Below are 21,982 nucleotides of genomic sequence, written 5' to 3'. Positions count from 1 at the left end.
CGCACGCGATCCCGTTTCGCGGGCGGGTTCGCCGTTCGATTACATCGCGGAATCGGTTGCATTGCGGATTCTTTCGATGACATCCGGGACGGCGACGTGGTCGCGCGCCGTTGCCGCGAGTACCGGCGCACCGATGCCTGGGGCGGCACGTCGCTTGGCGCATCGCCTCTATCACGACACAGGCCGGCCGGCTGATCCTCCCACTCGACACTCTGGGGCTGCGCCCTTCGGCCCCATGCCGCCCTCGTTTGCGCCACGCAGCAACTATGGCATTAGACCGTACGGTCAGTCAATAATATGGCGGGTCCGGCGCGGGCCGAACCTTGGGTAGCCCCGAGCGGACCGCCGCTCGGCCACGCCCCAGCAAGCCTCTGTTACCAGGTATTTGGTTTGAATCTCGCCGTCGCCATGCGACTTGCGGCAAGGCTGCCAAAAAATGGCGCCTACCGAAAAATCTGGAGTTTAACTGACCATCCGTACGGCGATGGAACTTCGCCACCCAGCGCTCGACGGATCTCGGCTCGGGACGGCACGGCGCTGCACACGCTACGGGTGCGGCCAGTTGCCATCCTGCCCAAGTTATTTCGGTGCTATGCGGTCAATCTGTCGGTCCCGTGGCCGCGGCAAGGCATTCGCGCACCACCGAGACGACGTCCGCGGCCGGGTTCGCCCACTTGCCGAGCCCCAACCGGTCGAGCAGCAGCCCGCCGAGGAACACGTCGACGAAAGCGGCCCCGACTTGTTCGGGTGTCCGGGAATCTGTGGGATCGAACCACACCCACATCCACTGCAGCGATCCCCACAGTTGCAGTGCGGCCAGGTCGACGTCGACGCTTCGGAACACACCGCTGTCAATTCCGTTGCGGATTTCATCAATCGCCAAGTTTTGCAACTGATTACGTAACTTACGCACTTGCTGCATCGCCGGATCATCGGACAACTGAACCACCTCGCGCTGGCTCGCCACCGTCGCATCGCGGGCCATCACCTGTAGCAGTGCCGAGGTGTAGATGATTGCGGCGATGCGCTCGTGCGGTGCGGCCAGGCGTGCCCACGCCATCTGCAACACATCGAGCTGGCGGGCCAGATGGGTTTCTTCCAGCTCCCGCAACATCTGCGCTTTGGTGCCGAAGTGATGAACGATGGTGCCCTTGGACATACCGAGCTCGTCGGCGATGTCTCCCATATTTGTTCTGTCATAACCGCGTTCGGCAACATAGCGGACAAACGCGTCGAAAATCTCGCTTCGCCTACCTGGCGATCGGGGCATCTTCCACCCTTCGGCACAAACTAACCGTACGAACGGTCTATCATAACCGCCGCAAAGTCAAGTTCCCTCGCCGTTGCGGACCGGGGACGGCAGCCGGCATGTGGCGCCGACGGTCCGAATTGGCGCCGCCCTTCGAGGATTGGGTCGACGAATCCCGCAGCGGGCGGAACATCTGGCCAGCCCGGCCTTTGGACGGCGGCCGGCGGCCGCAATCCAGCGGGGTCTAGGCGCCCTTGCGGCCACCGAACCGGTCCGGCGCGGTTACCACATAGGTGTTCGCGCGAGGTGATGATTTGATCTCACCGGCGGTGTACACGGTCATCAGTTCTCTGCCATCGCCGTCGGCGACGCACACGTAGGTGTCGGTCTCTGCGTCGTAATCGAAGCTGTCCCAGGCCAATACGAACGCCAGGCAGTTCCCGTCGCGGTCCGTGATCACCAGCTTGTGAACCCCAGACTCTTTCAACAGCTCGGCGTCCTGCTCGCGCTGCCGAGGAACATGGTTGGTGTGGAGCGTAGCGGTGTGTGACATTTGTGCACTCCCTTCACAGGGGTCTTCGTCCGGGCCTGGGCGCTCGATACTCACGTAATCCGAAGCCTGCCGGAGACGTTTCTCCGTGCATACCGGTCTGGCCAGGGCATTACGGCCCCTCTCGTGGGGCCGTAAGTCGCTCTGCGCGGCTACGCGGTTCGGTGCCCGACCGTCGGGCCACGAGTTGTCGACTCGGCGGTGGGCCGAAACGCCGCCATGAGTACTCCGACGACGAAAACGACTGCGATCAACCAGGGGAAGTGGCCATCGGGGGCAAATCCCTCGGCGGCGACGACGGAGAGCGCGTAGGCCGCCATCGCGGCGCCGGTCAGCATCGCCGGTTCCATCCAGCGCTCGGTGAGCGGAATGCCGACCAGCGGCAGCGGGGCCGCGAAAATTCGCCGTCCCCACCACAACAACAGCATCTCGACCACGGTCACGACACCGAGGACGGTCACCCATTCCAGCCGGGCCAACCACCACGCCGCGGTCCCGATGGGTGGTTGTGGCAACAGCCCGGCCGGGTAACCGACGATCGCGACGATGACGACCGGAATCATGTGCCAAAGGTAAAGCGCCATGATGTTTCGATTACCGATGGAGAGCATGCGTTGGACGCCCATGGCGTGTAGCGCGCGGTTGAGCGCGGGCGCCAGCGCCATCACAATCCCGGTTTGGGTGCCCGCGAACGCCAATAGTGCCACGGTGGGCGGCGTCGTATTGTCGATCGTCTGACCGGGGACCCCGATCATGCTGACCGGATAGACCTTCAGCCACATCAGCAGCGCGAGCATGATGGCCGATAGGCCGGCCAGTGCCGCGGGTCGGTGACCATCCAATCGACCGCCACGCCAGGCGATTCCGAGCTGATAAAGCGCTCCCCAGGCCAAAAGGTAATTCAGCCAGTCGAGGTATTGCACGTGGCCGCCGAGCCGGACGGCGTCCACCACCACAACGGCCAGGGCGAGGGCGCTGGGCGCCAAAAGTTTCCAACGCCGGTCTGCGGCAATGGCAATCGGTGTCAACGACACCACCACGAGATAGACGGCCAGAAACCAGAGGTGCATGGCGACCGCCCACCCGGCGTACTCGAGCACCGAGGCGGCGACACCGCGGGCGCCCAGGACGATCACCACCACCGACACCAGCACTCCGTAGACGGCCGTTGGCCCCAGCACCCGGGCCAGACGATGCTGCAGCCAGGTCTGGCGTGAGAATCCGCCGGTGTCGCGCCGATGGGTCCAGGACACAGCGCCGGCGTAGCCGGCCACCAGGAAGAACGTCGGGACCGCCTGGAACGGCCACGTCAGCCACTGGGTCCAGGGCAGTTCGACGAGGGGGTTCTGCCGGCCGAACTGCCCATCGCGATACGTCACCGATCCGGCCAGCCAGTGTCCCAGCACGATGAGCACCACACCCGACACGCGATAGAAATCGACCGCCAGATTTCGCGCCGGCCGCGGGGTGTTTGCGCGGTTCATCAGATCGGGGGAAGCTCGACGCGGTGCACAGCGCCACCGTACCGTCGCGCGGTTGTGTGAGCCGTGTTGAATCGCGTCGAGGACAGGAGACAGGCCATGAAACAGGCTCAACTCGGCGAGCTGAACGTCGGGCGCCTCGGACTCGGTGCGATGGGCATGTCGGTGGCTTACGCGGTCGGCGGTTTCGACGACACCGAATCCATCCGCACAATTCATCGCGCCATCGACCTGGGTGTCGCGCTGATCGACACCGCCGAGGTCTACGGGCCCTACGCCAACGAGGAACTCGTCGCCCGTGCCCTGCAGGACCGCCGAGATCGGGTGGTGCTGGCAACCAAATTCGGGCTGATCTCGCATACCGGCCGCGACGGCCTCGACAGCAGCCCCGCCAATATCCGTCTCGCCGTGGACGGTTCGCTGCAACGGTTGGCGACCGATCACATCGACCTGTACTACCAGCACCGCCTCGACCGCCAAACCCCGATCGAGGACACGATTTCAGCGCTGGCCGAACTGGTCGCCGCCGGGAAGATCCGGCACATCGGTCTGTCCGAGGTCGGCGTGAACACCATTCGCCGCGCGCACGCGGTACACCCCATCACGGCAGTCCAGTCCGAGTACTCGCTGTGGACGCGCGACCAGGAAGAGTCGATATTGCCGGTGCTGCGCGAGCTGGGGATCGGATTCGTCGCCTATTCGCCTCTGGGGCGTGGCTTCCTCACCGGCGCCATCCGCTCCACGCAGGAGCTTCCCGACACCGACTACCGCAAGACCAACCCGCGTTTCTTCGACGACAACTTCGCGCACAACCTCAGGTGTGCGGACGAATTGCGCGACATCAGCGCCGACATCGGTGCCACCCCGGCCCAGGTGGCGTTGGCCTGGTTGCTGGCGAAAGGTCCCGACATCGTGCCGATCCCGGGAACCAAACGCGTCGCGCGCCTTGAAGAAAACGTCGGTGCCGACGCGATAGAACTGAGCGGCGACCAGCTGGCCAGGCTCGATCGCCTCACCCCACCTGTGGGAGGGCACCACGCCGAGGCGCAAATGGTCTGGATCGACCGCTAGTCCACGCTCGCCAAAGCCGCTGTGCCGTATTTCTTTTCGACCAGCGACCACGGGTCGGCGTAACGTCCGCGTCCCTCGAGCCGGCGCTGCACAATCAGGACGGCACGCAAGGCCGGCCGCAATAGCGGTCCCAGCAGCCGCAGCAGGATGCGCAGGTGGCCCTGCGACTCGGCGAGCCAGGCCAGGGTCTGACTCCAGTCGTGTTCTTGAAAGTCCAGCAGCGCCTGCGCTTCGGTGGTGTCGTACCAGCCGGTGAAACTCCAGCCGCGGTCGTCGCTCGGGTCGCCGGGCAGGCTGGCCGAAGGGCCGAGACGCCCTAATCCGATAGCCTCCATCAGGCCGTCCTCGAGGCCGCGCTGCGTCAGTACGTAGGACTCGTCGCCTCCGATCAGCAGAACCTTGCCGGAAATGGTCGCTTCCCGATCGACGCCGTTGGCGAATGCCAATGCCACGTCACGCGCGTCTACCGCATGCATGCGGTTGTCGCCCGGCATCGATCGCATGAGGAGCAGCGAATCGGCGTTGACGGTCGAGTGGGTATCCGGCGAGATGACGCCGCCCAGCCGGAAAAGCGCGTACGGCACCCCGCTCGCGCGGATCGCCGCCTCGGCGAGCACTTTGTCCTGGCCGTATTGGTCGATCGGGTTCACCGGGGTGTCCGGGGTGATGCGCTCCGGCTGGCGGTAGGGATTCCGCGACCCGTATACCGCGGCGCTGGACGCCATGAGGAACAGCGGTGGACGGGGGAGCGCGGTGCAGGCCGCCAAGAGGTTCTCGGTGCCACCGACGTTCACCTTTCGGGCCAAACCGGGATTGCGGTACGACAGCGGGGAGACGATCGCGGCCAGGTGGACGACCGCTCCCGGGGAATGCGTCATGACGAGATTGCGCACCGCCTCAACGTCCAGCAGGTCGGTGTAGGCGGGAATCAGCGTCCCGGGGTATCCGGGGGCCGCAAGTTCCTTTTCGGCGGCGACGGTGTTGTCGTTGCGCAGATCCATCGCGACGACGGTTCGCCCCCGCTCCAAAAGAAGCTGCGTGCAACGCTTACCGACCTGCCCGAAGGCGCCGGTGACCAAAACGATGTCGACTGTCATGGGTGCGTCACCGATCCATCAGCCGGTCGGCGATCTTGCCGATCGACGTGCGCACTCGGGGAGAGACGTAGAACGAGAAAAACGGAGTCACGATGTCCTCACGGAGTCGAGTTAGCTTGGAGCTCTTGATCAACCACTGCCCGGCGATGAGTTCATAGGTTTCGTGGTAGTGGCCGTAGCCGACCAGAGTCACCCCGGGCCCGAAACGGACGACGTCTTGCAGCGCCCATGTTCCACGTGCCGTCGTCGCCGACGTGAGCTCGATTTCGGGTGTGTGCACCTGGTGGGCGGTGGGCTGCGTCGGTCGGCCGAGGGCCTGGCGGGTGAACGCCACGAAGTCGTCGGCGCCGGCGATCACCTTGCCGCCCGCTTCGGACGTGTCACTGACGAAGTCGTCGGCGAAAATGGTTCGCCATGCGGCCCAGTCCTTGGTGTCCAGATGGCGGCAGTACCGGGCTTTGAGCTGCTTGATGGATTCGATTGCCGGCAGCGTCTCGGCGACTAGGCCGTCCGCGCGCTCGGTCATTGCGGCTCGATTCTGTCAGTAAGCGTCCTGGCGCGACGTTTCACTGGCGAAGTGTAAACGTCACCCTTTGAAGTAGACGATCTGATGCGTGGTGGCCAGCAGCCCGCCGTCGCGGCTCCACACCTGCGCGCTCTGGTCGGAATAGCCGCCGGAGAAGCGGTTGGCGTGCGCGGTGGCCAGGACGAAGTCGTTGTCCAGGGCATCGAGTTGATGCCGGTCGGCGTGAAAATACGTGGTCAACGAGATGGTCCCGGACGGGATGAAGCCGCCGCGGCGCAAAAACACGCGCGGGTAGAAGATGTCACACAGCGCGGCCAGCGCCGGATAGTCGATCGGGCGCCCGGCGCCGTCGCGGGCCCAGAGCGTGGTGGTCGAAGACGGGCTGGGATCCCCGTCTTTGCCGGGCATCGCCCCCTCGACGAACCGCATGTCGTACAGGCCCGTCCACCTGACGAGTCCCGGGTCGACGGCGGGCACCTGCTCGGGCGCCGGTGCGCTGGGCGGCCGGCTTTCGGTGTCGGCCCAACTCTCCCGCCGGACCGCGTAGATCGCGGTCGCCGTGGTCTTGACTTCGCCATTTTGGCTGAGTTCGACGATCCAATGCTGGTTGGTGCGGTTGGTGCGCGCGGCCCGAAGCGTGAGGTCGAAGTCGCCGTCGGCGATGGGGGCGGCGTAGTTGACGGTCAGGGCCAGCGGTTCCCCGATGCGTTCGGGGTGCGTCTCGACGGCGCGCAGCATGGCGGCGGCCGTGATCCCGCCGAAGGGTCCGACCATGTTGGCCCACTCCGGGTGCGTGCGGCCGCGCCTTGTGTCCGCGCCGACCGTGTCGAGCTGGATGGCTTCGTCGAACGGATGTGTGTCGGTCATGTGGGTTCCTTGATCGCCAGAGCGTGCAGCGCCGCGGAGCCGGGCTGCGCACTTGCCACCGCACCGGCACGAGTCGACCGCAGATTACTTGCGAGCGACCGCGGTGCCGGACAGCGGGTCACGGCACACCCAGCTGCGCCTATACACCCGCGTGGCGGTGCTGTACAGTCGCCCAGCACACGGTCGACGTTCGAATGAGAGGCCATCCGGTGACTTCCGAATCGGTCGAGGAATTCCGGAGCCGGGCCAGGGCCTGGCTGGCCGCCAACATGCCACGACTCGATCCGGCCAAGGCGGCGACGCTGGAGCGAGATGAGTTGCCGTCGTGGCGCCGGGCTCGTGAACTGCAAAAGCTCTTGTGGGACGGCGGATTCGCCGGGATCTGTTTTCCGCGTGAGTATGGCGGGCTCGGGCTGAGCTACGAATACAAAAAGGCGTTCGACGCCGAGTCCCAGGCCTACGAGACACCGCTGCTGCTCAACGTCCCATCGTTCGCCATCTGCTGCGCCACGATTCTCGATATGGGCAGCGAGGAGCAAAAGCGCACGCACATCTCGGCCGCGCTGCGCGGCGATGAGGTGCTGGTGCAACTGCTGTCCGAGCCCAACGGCGGGTCGGATCTGGCCGGCGTCATCACCCGCGCCGAGCGCCGGGACGGACGATGGATCATCAACGGCGCCAAGACCTGGAGCACCTGGGCGTTCGCCGCCGATTACGGTCTGTGCCTGGCCCGGACCAACTGGGACGTGCCCAAACACGAGGGGCTCACCATGTTCCTGGTGCCGCTTGCCCATCCCGGCGTCACCATCAACCGCATTCAGCAGGTCAACGGCTCGATCGAATTCTGCGAGGAGTTCTTCGACGACGTTGAGGTGGGTGACGACGCTGTCGTCGGAGAACCGGGCAGGGGATGGGACGTCGCGTCGCGGCAGCTCTATCACGAGCGGCGCACGATGGGGGACGGGTCGGAGTACACCAGCGGACCGGGAATCGCTGAGGCCCACGATGTTTCCGTCGACCTCGTGTCCTTGCTCGAGAAGACGAACCAGGGTCAGAACCGACGGCTTCAGGAACTTGTCGGCCGGGCGCTGGTGCACCGCGCCGTGCATGGACAACTCAGCGAACACGTCTTCCACGCGGTGGCCAGCGGATCCCTGCCGCCCGCCGCGGGATCGATCATTCGCCTGTACATGGCCGAGGTTCACGACGTCGAAACCGATACGGCACTGGCCGTGGCGGGCTCGGCGGCCGTGGTCGACGACGACGGCGGGCTGCTCGACATCGGGACGCGCTATCTGAGCCGTCAGACCGCCAGCATCGGCGGTGGCACCACCGAGATGGCGCGCAATGTGATCGGCGAGCGGGTGTTGAACTTTCCGCGCGAGCGAGCCGACGACCGTGGCGTGCCGTTCAACCAGGTGCGGCGCGGCAAAGGCCCGGGAGGCGAACGGAATTGAGCGATCAGCTGCGTGATATTCGAGAGTTGGCGGGAGACTCTGACGCCTACCGCGATGAACTGTACCGCCGCTGGACGGGCCTGCTAAGTTACCGCTACATCGGTCGCAAACACTCGTCGATGAATCTGGGCGAGACCGATGACACCGTCACGATCCGCCGCGACATGCGCAACGAAGCGGGCGGAATCATGGTGGCGCCGTTGGCCATTTCCTCCCCGGAGGGCTGCCAGACCGACATGGTCGCGGTGCCCAATCCGGTTATCGCGTCGGTCCAGATCATCGACCCCGGCTACGACGTCAACAGGGTCGAGATCGTCGGGTCGGGCATCGTGCATCAGGGCCGCACCATGGGCTACGGCCGCTGCACGATCGTCGACGCGGACAACCCGAGCCGGGTCATCGCCTTCAACGAGGGGCAGGGAGCGATCATCGGCATCCCCCCGGAAGGCCTGGACCGCATGGATGTCTCGGGTACGGAGCTGGTGGTCGAGGATTCGCCGGACTTGCCGCCGCTGTGGCAGGCATTCGGTGCCGGCCGGCGGGGCGACGGCCACTGGATTCTGCCCGAGCTGAGCACCGAACTCGCGTCGCCGGACGCCGCGCTGCACATCGGACCCCAGCACGTCGTCCTCGAAACCGCGGCGATCGACCTCGGCGCCGCCGTCGCGGGAACCAAGAAGCTGCAGGTCGTCAGCTGGCATGTGATGTTCATGTCACGCGGCAAGGTGGGTCCCTTCCGGGTCGAGGGCACCGCGCATCCGGGCGGAGCCGGACGCGTCGGAGTGCGCATGTTGCTGCACGACGAGGGCAATGCCGACAAGGCCGTCACCAGCGCCGCGGCGGTCTTCGACGTCGTCGGCTGAGCCGGGTTGGGTCGCGGGCCGAAAGGCCCGCGAGTGCGGGCATTACGGCACTTGCCCGCCAATGTGTACGGCTGGTCGACTCGGTGGGGATGGAATTGGCCGTCGTCGCGATGCTCGATGGCTTTGGTTCTCGATCACGAACGGATTGCGAGGCCGGAGGAAGCGCTCATGGTCTTCGGTGCGCCCCGCCGTTGGATCGCGTGGGTGCGGCCGTATGTCGAATCGGCTTTGGTGGCAGGCACATTAGGTGCATTGACAGCCGGGGGGATCGCGTGGCTCGGCGGTTGGCGCGGGGTTGCCGATGCTTGCTGGATTGCCGGCACGGTACTCGCGATCGCACCGGCCTCGGTGTGGTTGATGGCGGCATTACGCCGCCGACACGGTGGCGTCGACGTCATTGCGCTGTTGTCGCTGATCGGCTGTCTGCTGGTTGACGAGTACCTGGCCGGTGCACTCATTGCGCTGATGTTGACGGGTGGGCGTGCATTGGATGCGGCGGCCGAGCGCCGCGCCTCGCACGACCTGCGGGCGCTGCTTCAGCGCGCCCCGCGCTTTGCGCGGCGACGCATCGGTGCGCAGATCAGTGTGATCCCGCTGGACGATGTCGCCGTCGGCGACGTGCTGGTGGTGGGCCCCGGTGAAGTGGTGCCGGTGGACGGGCGGGTGGTCGACGTCGCGGCGGTGCTGGATGAGTCCGTCCTGACGGGCGAACCGCTTCAGGTGGAGCGTGGGGTTGGCGAACCGGTCCGCAGCGGGGTGATCAACGCCGGCAGCGCTTTTGAACTGCGGGCGACCGCAACCGCCGCCGAGAGCACGTACGCGGGCATCGTCCGACTGGCTCAGCGGGCCAGCGCGCAGAATGCGCCGATTGTGCGGTTGGCCGACCGCTACGCGGCCTGGTTTCTGCCGCTGGCGCTGCTGCTTGCCGCGATCGCGTGGCTGGCGAGCGGATCAGCAGTGCGTGCCGTGGCGGTGCTGGTGGTGGCGACGCCATGCCCGCTGCTGCTGGCTGCACCGGTGGCGATCGTCTCGGGTTTGTCCCGGGCATCCCGCGCAGGGGTCGTCATCCGCGGCGGTGGTGTACTGGAAAACCTCGGTCATGCAACGACTTTGGTGATGGATAAGACCGGAACCATGACAATGGGACGGCCGACGGTCGTCAATGTGATTGCCGCCCCCAACGAAGATGCGACTTCCATACTGCGGTTGGCCGCGTCGGCGGACCAGCTCTCGCCCCACGTACTGGCTGAGGCCATCGTCACCGAAGCGCTCCGCCGCGGCCTGGCGCTGTCGCTGCCCATCGATGTCCTCGAACAGCCCGGCCGCGGGGTGGCGGCAACGGTCGATGGACGGTCGGTCAGCGTCGGCAAACTGCCGCTCGACGCGGTGACCGCCGGGTGGACACGAACGGTGTTCAATCGTGCCCGCCTCGACAGTGCGGCCATTGCCTGGATCTGCATCGAAAACCGGCCCGTGGGTGCGGTTTTGCTGCGAGACCCGCTGCGTCGACAGGCGCCGCGGACGGTGCGGCGGTTACGCGAGGCCGGACTGAATCGGTTGATCATGCTCACCGGAGACCGCTTGGAGCCAACCCGCGAAATCGCCGCGATCCTGGGGCTGGACGAGGTCTACGCCGAGCAGACGCCGGCCGACAAATTCGCGGCCGTGCGCGACGAATCCGCGCGCGCCGTGACGGTGATGGTGGGCGACGGCATCAACGATGCGCCGGCATTGGCCGCGGCCACCGTCGGCGTGGCGATGGGCGCACGGGGCGCCACGGCATCCTCGGAGGCCGCAGACGTCGTGCTGACCACGGACCGCATCGACCGACTTGCTGACGCCATGGATATCGCCCGCTGGTCGCGGCGTATCGCCGTGCAGAGCGCGGTTGTCGGCATGGCCCTGTCGCTGATGGCCATGGTGATCGCCGCGCTGGGCTGGTTGCCGCCCGCCGCGGGCGCGCTGCTGCAGGAAGGCATTGACGTCACCGTCATCCTCAATGCATTGCGGGCACTGCGGGGCAACCCCGGTGCCGAGGCGTCGTTGGCGGCCGGCACCGAAAAGATGTTGCACCGCTTCGCCGCCGAACACGAAGAGCTGCGTGACACCATCGGACTGCTGCGGGACAGCGCGGATCGGCTGGTCGCCGGCCCGGACGCCGCGGGATTGGAATCGTTGGCCGCCGTGCATGCCTTGCTGGCCGAACGGATCCTTCCCCATGAACAAGCGGAGGAAAATCAGCTGTATCCGGCACTGGCGCGCCCTCTGGGCAGCGAAGCCACCGCGACCATGAGCCGGATGCACGCCGAGATTCAGCGTCTTTCCGATCGCATCGGCACGCATCTGGCTCTCGCGCAGGCGGCCGGAGCGATCCAGTCCGACCAAGTCGACGACCTACTCGCGTGCCTCTACGGTCTTTACACGTTGTTGCGGCTGCACTTCGTTCAGGAAGAGGAAAATTACTTCGTTCTCGTGGAGGATGATCTTGCCCCCGCAGTCAAAACCGACGAGCGGCAACGTAATCGGCTGCCGTCAACTGGGGGCGATCCCATCCCCGCTCGACGCGGCTCGGGGTGTTGAGCCTCGGCATTCGTATGACCAAGGGCCTTTCGCGCGGGGACTTCGGGCCGGCGCCGAGGGCGACCGAAGCACTGCAGGCGGGTTTCGTTCGGCTCTACGGACCGAGTGAGCGATGTGGTCGAATCGAGCCTACGGCCGATCGAGGAGGCTGCGATGAGGTTCTCGAAGCATGCGAATCGGGTTGAGGTGACCTACTACGTCACCGACCGCCTGCACGGCGGCCGCACGGTTGCGGTGCCTGGGCGTGAGATCGCCACCATCGTGTCGATCTGGCTGGCCGAGCTGGGAACTCATAGTCCCCTGGTGGAGGAGTCGGCACGGGCGGCGTGCGTCGGTGACTGGGTGACCGCTTGCGCCGTCGGTGACCAGCTGTCCGTGGGTATCACCGTTGCGAGCGCAGCGTAGGTTGCGTCCGAATCGGCCGTGATTACCCGATTTGTGGCACAAAGTCACTCGCAGCTGGGGACGTCATCCCCTCGTGCGGTTGGGGGTAACCGAAAGACCATTGACAAGAAACGCCATGGAAGGGGCTGAGTATGACTACGCGCTTTCCCGATGAGGGCACCGTCCGGACGGTGCTGGCCTTAGCGTCTCGCGCTCCGTCCGTGCATAACACTCAGCCGTGGCGCTGGCTGGTGGGCCGGGAGAGCCTGCATCTCTACTCCGAGCTTGACCGGCAGTTGCCGAACACCGATCCGGACGGCCGTGACTTGATCTTGAGTTGCGGTGCGGTCCTGAACCACTGCACGGTTGCATTCGCGGCGGTCGGTTGGCAAGCCAAGGTGACCCGCTTACCCAATCCCGATGATCCCAGTCACCTCGCCGCGATCGAACTGGTGCGCGCTACTGCGGATTCCGTTGACATAGCGCTCGCCGCGGCGATACCCCGGCGGCGAACCGACCGGCGGCACTACAGTTCCTGGCCGGTACCGGTGGGCGACATCGCACTGATGGCCGCCCGGGCCGCCCGCAACGGAGTGACGCTGTGCCAAGTCGAAGACACCGACAGGCTGCATAAGCTTGTGACTCAATCGGTTTGGGACCACATGAACCACGACTACCTGGTGGAACTCACCGCATGGAGCGGACGCTACGCGTCGGAAGCCGGCGTTCCCGCACGGAATACGCCGCAGTCCGATCCCAGCGCCAGAATCCCGGGTCGGCTGTTTGCCGGCCCCGCGTTAGCGATGCCATCGGGATCGTCGGCCGCCGAGGACAATGCCGTGGTGCTTGCGCTTGGAACCCGCAGCGACGACAGGTTGGCCCAACTGCGCGCCGGAGAGGTCACCAGCATCGTGCTGTTGACCGCGACATCGATGGGCTTGGCCAGTTGCCCGGTTACCGAACCGCTGGAGGTTGCCGAAACGCGCGAGGCGGTGCGCGCCGAGATCTTCGGTGGGAGCAGCCATCCGCAGATGCTGCTGCGGATCGGTTGGGCGCCGATCAATGCTGATCCCTTGCCGTCGACACCGCGACGAGACTTCTCCGATGTCGTCGAATGGATGTCCGACCGCGAACGCAGCGGCCGCTGAGTAGTTGGCCGGCCCCGATAGCTGTGGATGGTCGGCATGAGAAACCGGAATCGTGGGGCTCGAGGGGGCATGCGATGGAACCGTTCATATTGGACCCGCGGTGCTGGCGGATCGCCCGCATTTTTGGTCGCAATCCACTGCTCCGGCGTGTTGATCGAATCGAAGCCATGGTTGCGTTGCTGGCGATCGTCGTGTCGCTGGTTGCGATACCCATCGCCGGCGTCGCGGGCACAGCGGTCTACGGTTCCCGTCACAGTCAGTACGTGCAGGAAGCGAATCAACGGCACGCAGTCGTGGCAACGGTCACCGCTACCGGAACCGATCGCGTGAATGCGGCTGCGGTACAGGCGAGTTGGCCGGTCGCAAAAGGGGACCGCTCTGGACCGATCCTGGTCGCCGGTGGCGCCAAGGTGGGCCAGCACATCCGAATCTGGATCGATGAGAAGGGCAATCCGGCAGACGCGCCGACTCCGGCTTGGCGAGCCCTGACCGTCGCCCTGGCAACCGGACTGGCGATCATGCTGGCGACGGCTCTCGCTTCGGCCGCACTCGCCACCGGCGTCCGTGCACGGCTCGATCGCGCACGCGACGTTCAGTGGGAGCGTGAGATCAGGTACTTCCAGGAAGATGGCGGCCGGACGAACCAGCGCTGACGCGAGTCGGGACAAACGCCTCTTTGCAGAGCATGCGGGTCGGGCGGATGATGTGTCGATGAGCGGACATGGCGACAATCCCGGTGTCGCGATGCTGACCACCGCTGGGCTGCACCGCCTGGTCGAGGTACTCATCGCACGGGACTACCGGGTGATCGGTCCGACACTGCGCGACAACGCGATCGTGCTGGCCGAACTCGTCTCGGCAGCCGAGCTGCCTCGCGGGTGGGGTGTCGATGTGGGTCCGGGACACTACCGGGTCCGTCGCCGCGAGGACGACGCAGTGTTCGGGCACTCGGCCGGTCCGCAGTCCTGGAAGCAATTTCTCCACCCACCTCGGCAGCGCTTGTGGGCCGGTACCCGGGGCGGCACCGGAGAAGCGGAATCCCAAGAAGAGACTCCCCGGTACGCATTCCTCGGAGTGCGCGGGTGCGACCTGGCGGCGATCGCGACGCTGGACCGTGTGCTGGGCGGTCCTTCCTATCCCGACCAGTCTTTTGTCGGCCGCCGCCGCCTTGCTTTCGTGATCGCGGTGAACTGTACGGAACCGGGCGGATTGTGCTTCTGCGCGTCGATGGGCACCGGACCCGCGGCCGGACCGGGTTACGACCTGGCCCTCACGGAGCGCCTCGAGGGCGACGAGCCGTCCTACCTTGTCGACGTCGGCAGTGCGGAGGGCGCCGATGTGCTGGCGTCCGTGTCGCATCGACTCGCCGAGGACGACGAAATCGCTTCTGCACGTGATGATGTCGAGGCCGCGGCACATCGGATGGGCCGCCAGATGCCGGAGGCGGATTTGCGGGACCTGCTCGTCCGGTCGCGGGAATCGCCGCAATGGGACGAGGTTGCCAGTCGTTGCCTGACGTGCGGTAACTGCACAATGGTATGCCCGACGTGTTTTTGCACCAGTACCGAGGACGTCAGCGATCTCACGGGGGAGCACGCCGAGCGGTGGCGGCACTGGGCGTCGTGTTTCGAGTTCGACTTCACCTACATCCACGGCGCTGGCAGTGTTCGCCAGTCGGGTGCATCGCGTTACCGGCATTGGCTGACCCACAAATTGGGGACGTGGCACGACCAGTTCGGCATGTCGGGCTGCGTCGGCTGCGGGCGCTGTATCGCCTGGTGCCCCACCGGCATCGACATCACCGCGGAAATGAACAAGATGGCCGGCGATGACTGACCGGGTGGTCGGCACTACCGCACTGGCGTCGGCCATGGCGCCCATCCCGTATCGGGTGTGCACGCGGGTGGTGGAGAGTCCGGACTCGGCGACGCTGACCCTGGTTCCGGTTGACGAGTCGTTACGGTCTCCGCAACCGGGGGAGTTCATGATGCTGTACGCGTTCGGTGTGGGCGAAGCCGCGATTTCGATCAGCGGTGATCCGACCGTCACCGACGGGTCGATCACCCACACGGTCCGCGCGGTCGGGGCGGTCAGCCGGGCACTGCACGACGCCGGCCCGGGAACCGTTGTCGGCGTGCGCGGTCCGTTCGGCACCACCTGGGGATTGGACGAGGCAGCCGGCAGGGACCTGGTTATGGTCGCCGGCGGCGTCGGGCTGTGTCCATTGCGCCCGGCGGTGCTCGGCGCGCTGGCGCAGCGCGCCCGCTACGGCAAGGTCACGCTCATCGTCGGCGCACGTTCGCGGGCCGACTTCGTATTCGCTGCCCAACTGGAAAAGTGGGCCGAAGAGCCGCAGATCGATCTGCATCTGATCGTCGACGCTCCGGTATCCGGGTGGACGGGCGAGGTCGGGTTGGTCACCGCGCCCCTGAGCCGGCTCGAGCTCGATACCGATCGCACCACGGCATTCCTGTGCGGGCCAGAGCCGATGCTGCGCTTCGCGGCCGACGTCCTGCTCACGAAAGGCATGGCAGCACAGAATATTCGAGTGTCACTTGAACGCAACATGCAGTGCGGAATCGGTTGGTGCGGGCGCTGTCAGCTGGGGCCGCTACTGCTGTGCCGGGACGGCCCGGTGGTCGGTTACGACATTGCCGGACCGCTGCTGCGGGTGAAGGAGCTTTGAGTGAGCCGACCCACGCTGGCCGTGTGGAAGTTTGCCTCCTGCGACGGTTGTCAGCTCACCCTGCTGGACTGCGAGGACGAGCTGCTCGTCCTGGCCGACCAAGTCGAGATCGCCACCTTCGCGGAAGCTTCGAGTGCAACCGTCGGCGGGCCTTACGACGTGTCACTGGTCGAAGGTTCGATCACCACCCGGCGTGATGCGCAGCGGATTCGTGAAATCCGGGACCAATCGAAACTTTTGGTCACTATCGGCGCGTGCGCGACCGCCGGGGGCGTGCAGGCGCTCCGCAACTTTGCCGACATCGCCGAGTTCACCTCCGTCGTGTACGCGAAACCCGAATACATCGATACGCTGGCCACCTCCACGCCGGCCTCTGAGCACGTCACCGTTGACTACCAGCTGCCCGGATGCCCCATCGACCGTGGACAGCTGCTCGATACCCTCGCCGCGCTGCTCATCGGGCGTAAACCACGGCTGCCAGCCAAGACGGTGTGCACGGAATGCAAACTTCGCGGCGTGACGTGCGTCCTGGTCGCCGACGGCATTCCATGTCTGGGACCGGTCACCCACGCCGGCTGCGGAGCCTTGTGTCCACGGCATCATCGTGGTTGCTACGGCTGCTTCGGCCCGTCGGCGGCACCGCGCACCGCGACATTGATCCCGCTGCTGCGCCGAGACGGCATGTCCGACGGCGATGTCGACCGGGTGTTCTCAACGTTCAACGTCGCCCCGTTCGCCGCCGAACGGGGCAAGGAATGACGGGGGAGACCCGCACGCTGAGCGTCGGCGCGCTCACCCGGGTGGAAGGTGAAGGCGCGCTGCACATCACCTTCAAGGGTGCGGAGCTGGAGAGCGTCCAGCTCAACATCTACGAGCCGCCGAGGTTTTTCGAAGCGTTCCTGCGCGGCCGTGCCCACACCGAGCCCCCGGACTTGACTGCGCGCATCTGCGGCATATGTCCCGTTGCCTATCAGGTCAGTGCCTGCAACGCGATCGAGCAAGCCTGTGACGTCCACATCGATGAGGAACTCATCGCGCTGCGGCGGTTGCTGTATTGCGGCGAGTGGATCAACAGTCACGCGCTGCACATCTATCTTTTGCACGCACCGGACTTCCTCGGCTACGCCGACATCGTGGGTATGGCGCGCGATCATGCCGCGGCTGTGGAGCGTGGGCTGGCGCTGAAGAAGGCCGGCAACCGCTTGATGGAGTTCGTCGGCGGGCGGGCGATACATCCCGTCAATGTGCGCCTGGGCGGCTTCTATTCCGTGCCGACCAGGGGGGACTTCAGACCGGTAACCGAGCAATTGCTTGTGGCGCTGGACGACGCGCTGGCGACGGTCGAGTGGGCGTCGAGGTTCGATTTCCCCGACCTCGAGCTTGACCACGAGTTTCTGGCCCTCAGTGCATCCGGCCGTTACCCCATCGAGAACGGTGTGATCGCGCGCAGTGCCGGCCCGGCGTTCCCCGTCGCCGATTTCACCAACCACGTCGCCGAGTCGCAGGTGCCGTACTCGACGGCGTTGCACGCCACGCTGGACGGCGGCCGCCACTTGACCGGACCGCTCGCGCGATACTCGTTGAACTCGTCGACGTTGTCACCCGTCGCCGCTCAGGCCGCGACGAGCGCCGGGTTGACGGGCGAATGCCGAAACCCGTTCCAGAGCATCGTTGTTCGCGCCGTAGAAGTCGTCTATGCGATCGAAGAGGCGTTGCGGATCATCGAGGAGTACGAGCGTCCATCGCGCCCACATGTCGATGTCCCTGCCCGGGCCGGGGTAGGCCACGGCGTCAGCGAGGCACCGCGTGGCCTGCTCTATCACCGCTATCAGATCGACGCCGGCGGACTGATATCGGCGGCGACCATCGTTCCTCCCACCTCTCAGAATCAAGCCGCGATCGAGGCGGACCTGGCCCGCCTCATAACGGACAACCTCTTTCTCGATGATGCCGCGCTGACCGCACTGTGCGAGAAAATGATTCGCAGTTACGATCCGTGCATCTCGTGCTCGGCGCACTTCTTGACCCTGAAGGTGCGGCGCCGGTGAGCGGAAACGTCGTCGTTATCGGCCTGGGCAACAGCTACCGGGGCGACGACGGTGTGGGCATTGCCGCCGCCGAGGCGCTAGACGACATGGCATTGCCGGGGGTTCGCGTGGTCACCGGCATTGCGGAACCAATGGGCCTGATTGAGGCGTGGTCTGGCGCCGGTCTGGCCGTGGTGATCGATGCCGCCGCCAATCCCGCGGTGCCGGGCCGTGTTCGGCGCTGCACCGCGTGCGATGTGGTCGATGAACGCTCGAAGTTGAGCTCGCACGGCATGAACATCGGCCGTACTCATTCGTTAGGGCAAGCCCTCGGCCGACTCCCCGACGCGCTGGTGGTCTTCACCGTCGAGGCGGCCGATACCGGCCACGGCGTGGGCTTGTCCCGACCCGTGGCAGCCGCGGTACCCGAAGTGGTCGACTTGGTGGCGGCCGAGATCAACCGTGCACGGCTGTTAACGAAGCGATAGCGGCACTGAGCTTTTCCGTGATCTCGCGGGCGATCGCCACCAGCGCAGGTTCACCGGTGACCTCCACCAGGATGGTAGGGTCCATCCCCTCGACGATCACCGTGTCGGGATCGCCGGGGTCTGCCCGTACCACGACGTTGCAGGGCAGTAGCAGCCCGATCTCTCGATCCACGCTGATGGCCTGGTACGCCAACTCCAGATTGCATGCACCCAGGATCAGGTAGTCCTCGAGGGGTACGCTGAGCGTTGCCTTCAGCGTCTCCGCGATTCTGATCTCCGTGAGCACACCAAACCCGTTTTGTGCGAGTGCCTCTCGAGTGCAAGCCACCGCATCTTCGAATCGGCTTGCTAAGCGGGTCGACAAAGCAATGGTCATGCTGATCTGTCATCGGACGACGCGCGAGAGATCGGGTAGGGCGAACCCGCCACTTGCATCGCGGCTTGGCTGCCTGCCGAGGCGCCGGTCATGTCCGGCCGCGGTCGGCACGAGCCCACGCCCGCGCCGGGACCGTGCGGCCCGCATCGACGCGGCGCGCCGATCAGAGGCGCCGAATAAGGAAAGTCCACAGGATTGATCTGATCGTCCCATCGGAGCCTGCGATAGGGGCGGAAGTCCCAAAGTGGATCCGATCCAACCCCGCGCATCGTGTCGACTCGCCGGGTCGTCGAGTGGAGTGTGCCCAGATGACCTAAGGCACTAGCTGGTATCGGGCCAGCACAGAGAAGCTTGAGACCGCGCAAAGGAGGATTCGATGATTGAAGAACTACAGGATATGCCCCAGGGCGTGATCGGTCTGCGCGTGTCGGGCCGGTTGCGTGGTGACGAGCTGCGCGAGATCAAGCCCGCTCTCGAAGACCTGCTGAAGACCGGCGAGATCAGAATCGTGGAGATCATTCCTGACGATTACGAGGGCTTCGGGCCCGGCGGCTTCTTCGAGGATCTCAAGCTGGGGCTGGGCACCGTGTTGCCGCATTATTCGGCGTTCAAGCGAATCGCAGTCGTATCCGACAAGGAGTGGGTCGCGCACACGCTGCATGCCCTGTCGTGGATGGTTCCCGGCGAGCTCGCGGTCTTCGGGCTCGACGAGCTCGAGCATGCCAAGGAATGGGCCGCGGGCTGAGGACCTTTGGTCTCTGAGTTTGTGACGTGATACCCCTCCCGGCACCACGCCATGCGTGTGCACGATTGAGCTCGAAGGAAAGGAAAGGCTCGTGAAGGCAAAAGTCGGTGACTGGCTGGTGATCAAGGGCACCACCATCGATCAGCACGACCAGCGGGGTTTGATTACCGAAGTTCACTCAGCAGATGGGTCACCACCGTATGTGGTGCGGTGGCTGGCCAACGACCACGAGGCGACCGTTTTGCCGGGCCCGGACGCGGTCATAGTCACCGCCGCGGAGCAAACGCGCGCTGATAAACGTGCGCAGGCCCGCTTCGGGACCATACAGTCGGCCATCTCCCATAAGAGCAAGTAGACGTTCGGAGCGATGGCGGCCCGTTGGCAAAGACAACCGCGAGTCCATTTATCGGCTTGCCAGACAAGGAGATTGGCGATGACCGGCAACGATGAGCGCACCAAGACCTGCTTCATCGACGTGCTGATTGAGGAGCGCGAAGAGAAGACCCGGGCAAAGGCGCGACTGTCCTGGGAAGGCCAGCGGTACGTCGGCGTAGGTTTGTCGCGGCTCGATCCGTCCGACGAACCGGTCGCGCAGATCGGCGACGAACTCGCCATTGCCCGGGCCCTGACCGATTTGGCGAATCAGCTGTTCGCCTTGACATCAGCCGACATTCAAGCCAACACTCACCAGCCGATCACAGGTCTGCACCACTGAACCCAGCCGCAGGGATGTGCGACTGGTCGTGGTGACTTTCTGCTCTACAACAACGATTTACGAAAGCGTAGCAACGAATTATGAGACAGCGACCCGATTTGCCGGCCGTTCTCGACGTCGAGGTGGTGACGCATGGCAAGCTGGAGGATGCGGCGACGTACGCGCGGGCAAAGATCGGCGAGCTTGGTCCATATACCCACCAGCCGGTACTGCATGCTGTCGTCAAATTGAGTGAGCACACCGATCCGGCTGTGGCCCGACGAGTGATCGCGCAGGCGAACCTCGACGTCAACGGACGACTGGTCCGCGCTCAGGTCGAAGCCACGACCGCGCGGGAAGCGATCGATCTACTGCAGGCACGTCTGCTCCACCGGCTGGAACGCAGCGCCGAACACTGGGAGGCCAAGCGGGGTGGCTTGCCGCGGGGTGGTGGACGCGAATGGCGGCACGGATCCGAGCCCCATGATCGGCCCAAATACTTTCCCCGGCCGGCGAGTGAACGCCGGATCATGCGGCACAAGTCATACAGCCTGCGAACCTGCACCGTCGAGGAAGCTGCGTTCGAGATGGACCAGCTCGATTACGACTTCCACCTCTTCACGGAGGAAGGAACACACCAGGACAGCGTGCTGTATCGCGGTAAGCCCGGGGAATACCGCCTCGCGCAGGTCAATCCGGAACACGCGGCCAAGCTATCGCCGTGCGAGCTGCCCGTGACCATCAGTCCGCAGCCGGCTCCGGCTCTCAGCGTTGAGCAGGCCATCGAGCGAATTGGATTGCTAGGCCTACCGTTCTTGTTTTTCGTCGATACCGCTCGAGGTCGTGGCAGCGTGCTGTATCACCGCTACGACGGGCACTTCGGTCTCATCACGCCGGCGTGCTGAACAGTCGCCACTAGGCGAACCCCCGACCTGATTCCGCGGTGGTTGGTCCCGGTACCCCCGTCATCTGGGACCAACCACCGCTCTTACAAGACACCCGGGTGCTGCGTTGCGCCGCAGGTCTTTCGGCGCTCAGGCCGCCTGGCCGTCAAGGTAGTCGACGAACCAGTCCCGAGCCAGCCTCGATGCTTGCTCGAGCGTGCCCGGTTCCTGGAACAGATGGGTGGCGCCGGGGACCACCACCACCTTGCACCTGGCAGTCATCATTCGTTGCGCCTGCCGGTTGAGTTTGAGGACGGTCTCGTCACGTTCGCCCACTATCAACAGGGTCGGCGCTTTGACCGCAGGCAGCGCCATTCCCGCGAGATCAGGCCGGTCGCCGCGGGACACCACGGCCGCCACCTTGACACCGGGGCGGGCGGCCGCGGCCAGGGCCGCACCGGCACCGGTGCTGGCGCCAAAATAACCCACCGGCAGTGACGCGGTGTCGGGTTGACCGGCCAGCCAGTCCGTGACGTTGACCAACCGGCGGGCGAGCAACTCGATGTCGAACACGTTGGCGCGGTTGCGCTCTTCGTCGGGCATCAGTAAGTCGAAGAGGAGCGTGGCGAATCCGGCACCGTTGAGGACTTCGGCGACGAACCGATTGCGTGGGCTGTATCTGCTGCTTCCACTTCCGTGCGCGAATACGACAACGCCTTTCGGTTTGCGCGGAATGGTCAACTGGCCGGCCACCGAGACGGGCCCAGCGGTCACCCGGATTTCCTCGTCGCGTAGCAAGGCATGGTCGG

Annotated in this window: 23 protein-coding genes and 1 pseudogene; 16 read left to right on the top strand and 8 right to left on the bottom strand. The window is 65.4% G+C overall.

What is annotated here, in order from left to right:
• Nucleotides 1–598 precede the first annotated feature (598 nt).
• The 3 genes from G6N50_RS07155 to G6N50_RS07145 all read right to left on the bottom strand — a co-directional run bounded on the left by G6N50_RS07155 (nucleotide 599) and on the right by G6N50_RS07145 (nucleotide 3,283).
• On the bottom strand, nucleotides 599–1,270 hold the full coding sequence (locus G6N50_RS07155) for a TetR/AcrR family transcriptional regulator (RefSeq protein ID WP_083092290.1): 672 nt from the start codon (nucleotides 1,268–1,270) through the stop codon (nucleotides 599–601).
• A gap of 223 nt (nucleotides 1,271–1,493) precedes the next feature.
• On the bottom strand, nucleotides 1,494–1,802 hold the full coding sequence (locus tag G6N50_RS07150; protein ID WP_083092292.1) for a hypothetical protein: 309 nt from the start codon (nucleotides 1,800–1,802) through the stop codon (nucleotides 1,494–1,496).
• 149 nt (nucleotides 1,803–1,951) lie between these two features.
• The gene (locus G6N50_RS07145; protein ID WP_083092294.1) at nucleotides 1,952–3,283 is read right to left on the bottom strand and encodes an acyltransferase family protein; all 1,332 of its coding nucleotides are present in this window, start codon (nucleotides 3,281–3,283) and stop codon (nucleotides 1,952–1,954) included.
• Between the two features lie 96 nt (nucleotides 3,284–3,379).
• On the opposite strand from G6N50_RS07145, the gene G6N50_RS07140 reads away from it, so the two are divergent.
• On the top strand, nucleotides 3,380–4,351 hold the full coding sequence (locus tag G6N50_RS07140) for an aldo/keto reductase (protein ID WP_083092296.1): 972 nt from the start codon (nucleotides 3,380–3,382) through the stop codon (nucleotides 4,349–4,351).
• Here the strand turns inward: G6N50_RS07140 and G6N50_RS07135 are convergent.
• The 3 genes from G6N50_RS07135 to G6N50_RS07125 are packed head-to-tail and all read right to left on the bottom strand — an operon-like array spanning nucleotide 4,348 to nucleotide 6,841.
• Nucleotides 4,348–5,448, bottom strand: coding sequence for an NAD-dependent epimerase/dehydratase family protein (locus G6N50_RS07135; protein ID WP_083092297.1), 1,101 nt, complete (start codon nucleotides 5,446–5,448; stop codon nucleotides 4,348–4,350). The two genes, G6N50_RS07140 and G6N50_RS07135, sit on opposite strands and share 4 nt — an antisense overlap.
• Nucleotides 5,449–5,455: 7 nt before the next feature.
• Entirely contained in the window at nucleotides 5,456–5,974 is a 519-nt protein-coding gene (locus G6N50_RS07130; protein ID WP_083092299.1) for a nuclear transport factor 2 family protein, read from the bottom strand.
• 60 nt (nucleotides 5,975–6,034) lie between these two features.
• Complete coding sequence (locus G6N50_RS07125; RefSeq protein ID WP_083092300.1) at nucleotides 6,035–6,841, bottom strand: acyl-CoA thioesterase; 807 nt, start codon at nucleotides 6,839–6,841, stop codon at nucleotides 6,035–6,037.
• A 209-nt stretch (nucleotides 6,842–7,050) separates the two neighbouring features.
• Here G6N50_RS07125 and G6N50_RS07120 point away from each other — a divergent pair, with 209 nt between their 5' ends.
• The 11 genes from G6N50_RS07120 (at nucleotide 7,051) to G6N50_RS07070 (ending at nucleotide 18,474) form a co-directional block, all read left to right on the top strand.
• On the top strand, nucleotides 7,051–8,298 hold the full coding sequence (locus G6N50_RS07120) for an acyl-CoA dehydrogenase family protein (RefSeq protein WP_083092302.1): 1,248 nt from the start codon (nucleotides 7,051–7,053) through the stop codon (nucleotides 8,296–8,298).
• Complete coding sequence (locus tag G6N50_RS07115; RefSeq protein WP_083092304.1) at nucleotides 8,295–9,161, top strand: hypothetical protein; 867 nt, start codon at nucleotides 8,295–8,297, stop codon at nucleotides 9,159–9,161. Before G6N50_RS07120 ends, G6N50_RS07115 begins: the two co-directional genes overlap by 4 nt.
• A gap of 168 nt (nucleotides 9,162–9,329) precedes the next feature.
• Complete coding sequence (locus G6N50_RS07110) at nucleotides 9,330–11,741, top strand: heavy metal translocating P-type ATPase (RefSeq protein WP_083092623.1); 2,412 nt, start codon at nucleotides 9,330–9,332, stop codon at nucleotides 11,739–11,741.
• A gap of 153 nt (nucleotides 11,742–11,894) precedes the next feature.
• Nucleotides 11,895–12,146 carry a hypothetical protein gene (locus G6N50_RS07105; protein WP_083092625.1) on the top strand — a complete coding sequence of 84 codons (252 nt, stop codon included), beginning with the start codon at nucleotides 11,895–11,897 and terminating at the stop codon, nucleotides 12,144–12,146.
• A 131-nt stretch (nucleotides 12,147–12,277) separates the two neighbouring features.
• Nucleotides 12,278–13,273, top strand: a complete 996-nt coding sequence (locus G6N50_RS07100; protein WP_083092306.1) for an Acg family FMN-binding oxidoreductase — start codon at nucleotides 12,278–12,280, stop codon at nucleotides 13,271–13,273.
• Nucleotides 13,240–13,926 (top strand): Rv1733c family protein, encoded by a 687-nt coding sequence (locus G6N50_RS07095; RefSeq protein ID WP_456299287.1) that lies wholly within the window; start codon nucleotides 13,240–13,242, stop codon nucleotides 13,924–13,926. Before G6N50_RS07100 ends, G6N50_RS07095 begins: the two co-directional genes overlap by 34 nt.
• Before the next feature lie 58 nt (nucleotides 13,927–13,984).
• Nucleotides 13,985–15,109, top strand: coding sequence for a 4Fe-4S dicluster domain-containing protein (locus tag G6N50_RS07090; protein WP_083092310.1), 1,125 nt, complete (start codon nucleotides 13,985–13,987; stop codon nucleotides 15,107–15,109).
• Complete coding sequence (locus tag G6N50_RS07085; protein WP_083092312.1) at nucleotides 15,102–15,959, top strand: FAD/NAD(P)-binding protein; 858 nt, start codon at nucleotides 15,102–15,104, stop codon at nucleotides 15,957–15,959. Before G6N50_RS07090 ends, G6N50_RS07085 begins: the two co-directional genes overlap by 8 nt.
• Complete coding sequence (locus tag G6N50_RS07080; protein WP_083092314.1) at nucleotides 15,960–16,718, top strand: NADH-quinone oxidoreductase subunit B family protein; 759 nt, start codon at nucleotides 15,960–15,962, stop codon at nucleotides 16,716–16,718.
• The gene (locus tag G6N50_RS07075) at nucleotides 16,715–18,007 is read left to right on the top strand and encodes a Ni/Fe hydrogenase subunit alpha (RefSeq protein WP_083092316.1); all 1,293 of its coding nucleotides are present in this window, start codon (nucleotides 16,715–16,717) and stop codon (nucleotides 18,005–18,007) included. The genes G6N50_RS07080 and G6N50_RS07075 overlap by 4 nt, the downstream gene beginning before the upstream one ends.
• Complete coding sequence (locus G6N50_RS07070; RefSeq protein WP_232068903.1) at nucleotides 17,956–18,474, top strand: hydrogenase maturation protease; 519 nt, start codon at nucleotides 17,956–17,958, stop codon at nucleotides 18,472–18,474. Before G6N50_RS07075 ends, G6N50_RS07070 begins: the two co-directional genes overlap by 52 nt.
• Here the strand turns inward: G6N50_RS07070 and G6N50_RS07065 are convergent.
• Entirely contained in the window at nucleotides 18,443–18,850 is a 408-nt protein-coding gene (locus G6N50_RS07065; protein ID WP_083092320.1) for a DUF302 domain-containing protein, read from the bottom strand. The two genes, G6N50_RS07070 and G6N50_RS07065, sit on opposite strands and share 32 nt — an antisense overlap.
• Before the next feature lie 376 nt (nucleotides 18,851–19,226).
• Here G6N50_RS07065 and G6N50_RS07060 point away from each other — a divergent pair, with 376 nt between their 5' ends.
• The 4 genes from G6N50_RS07060 (at nucleotide 19,227) to G6N50_RS07045 (ending at nucleotide 21,194) form a co-directional block, all read left to right on the top strand.
• Nucleotides 19,227–19,595: a SpoIIAA family protein gene (locus tag G6N50_RS07060; RefSeq protein ID WP_083092323.1), complete on the top strand. Its 369-nt coding sequence runs from the start codon at nucleotides 19,227–19,229 to the stop codon at nucleotides 19,593–19,595.
• A gap of 91 nt (nucleotides 19,596–19,686) precedes the next feature.
• Nucleotides 19,687–19,950 carry a DUF1918 domain-containing protein gene (locus G6N50_RS07055; RefSeq protein WP_083092325.1) on the top strand — a complete coding sequence of 88 codons (264 nt, stop codon included), beginning with the start codon at nucleotides 19,687–19,689 and terminating at the stop codon, nucleotides 19,948–19,950.
• 78 nt (nucleotides 19,951–20,028) lie between these two features.
• The gene (locus G6N50_RS07050) at nucleotides 20,029–20,310 is read left to right on the top strand and encodes a DUF1876 domain-containing protein (RefSeq protein ID WP_083092327.1); all 282 of its coding nucleotides are present in this window, start codon (nucleotides 20,029–20,031) and stop codon (nucleotides 20,308–20,310) included.
• Between the two features lie 80 nt (nucleotides 20,311–20,390).
• Entirely contained in the window at nucleotides 20,391–21,194 is an 804-nt protein-coding gene (locus G6N50_RS07045; protein ID WP_083092329.1) for an HPF/RaiA family ribosome-associated protein, read from the top strand.
• Nucleotides 21,195–21,323: 129 nt separating this feature from the next.
• Here the strand turns inward: G6N50_RS07045 and G6N50_RS07040 are convergent.
• A pseudogene (locus tag G6N50_RS07040) lies at nucleotides 21,324–21,968 on the bottom strand (dienelactone hydrolase family protein); the annotation flags it as partial.
• Nucleotides 21,969–21,982 lie beyond the last annotated feature (14 nt).

The sequence above is a fragment of the Mycobacterium mantenii genome (assembly GCF_010731775.1).
GTDB lineage: Bacteria > Actinomycetota > Actinomycetes > Mycobacteriales > Mycobacteriaceae > Mycobacterium > Mycobacterium mantenii.
Note: the sequence above shows the minus strand (reverse complement) of the source record. Positions and strands in the feature narration are given on the sequence as shown.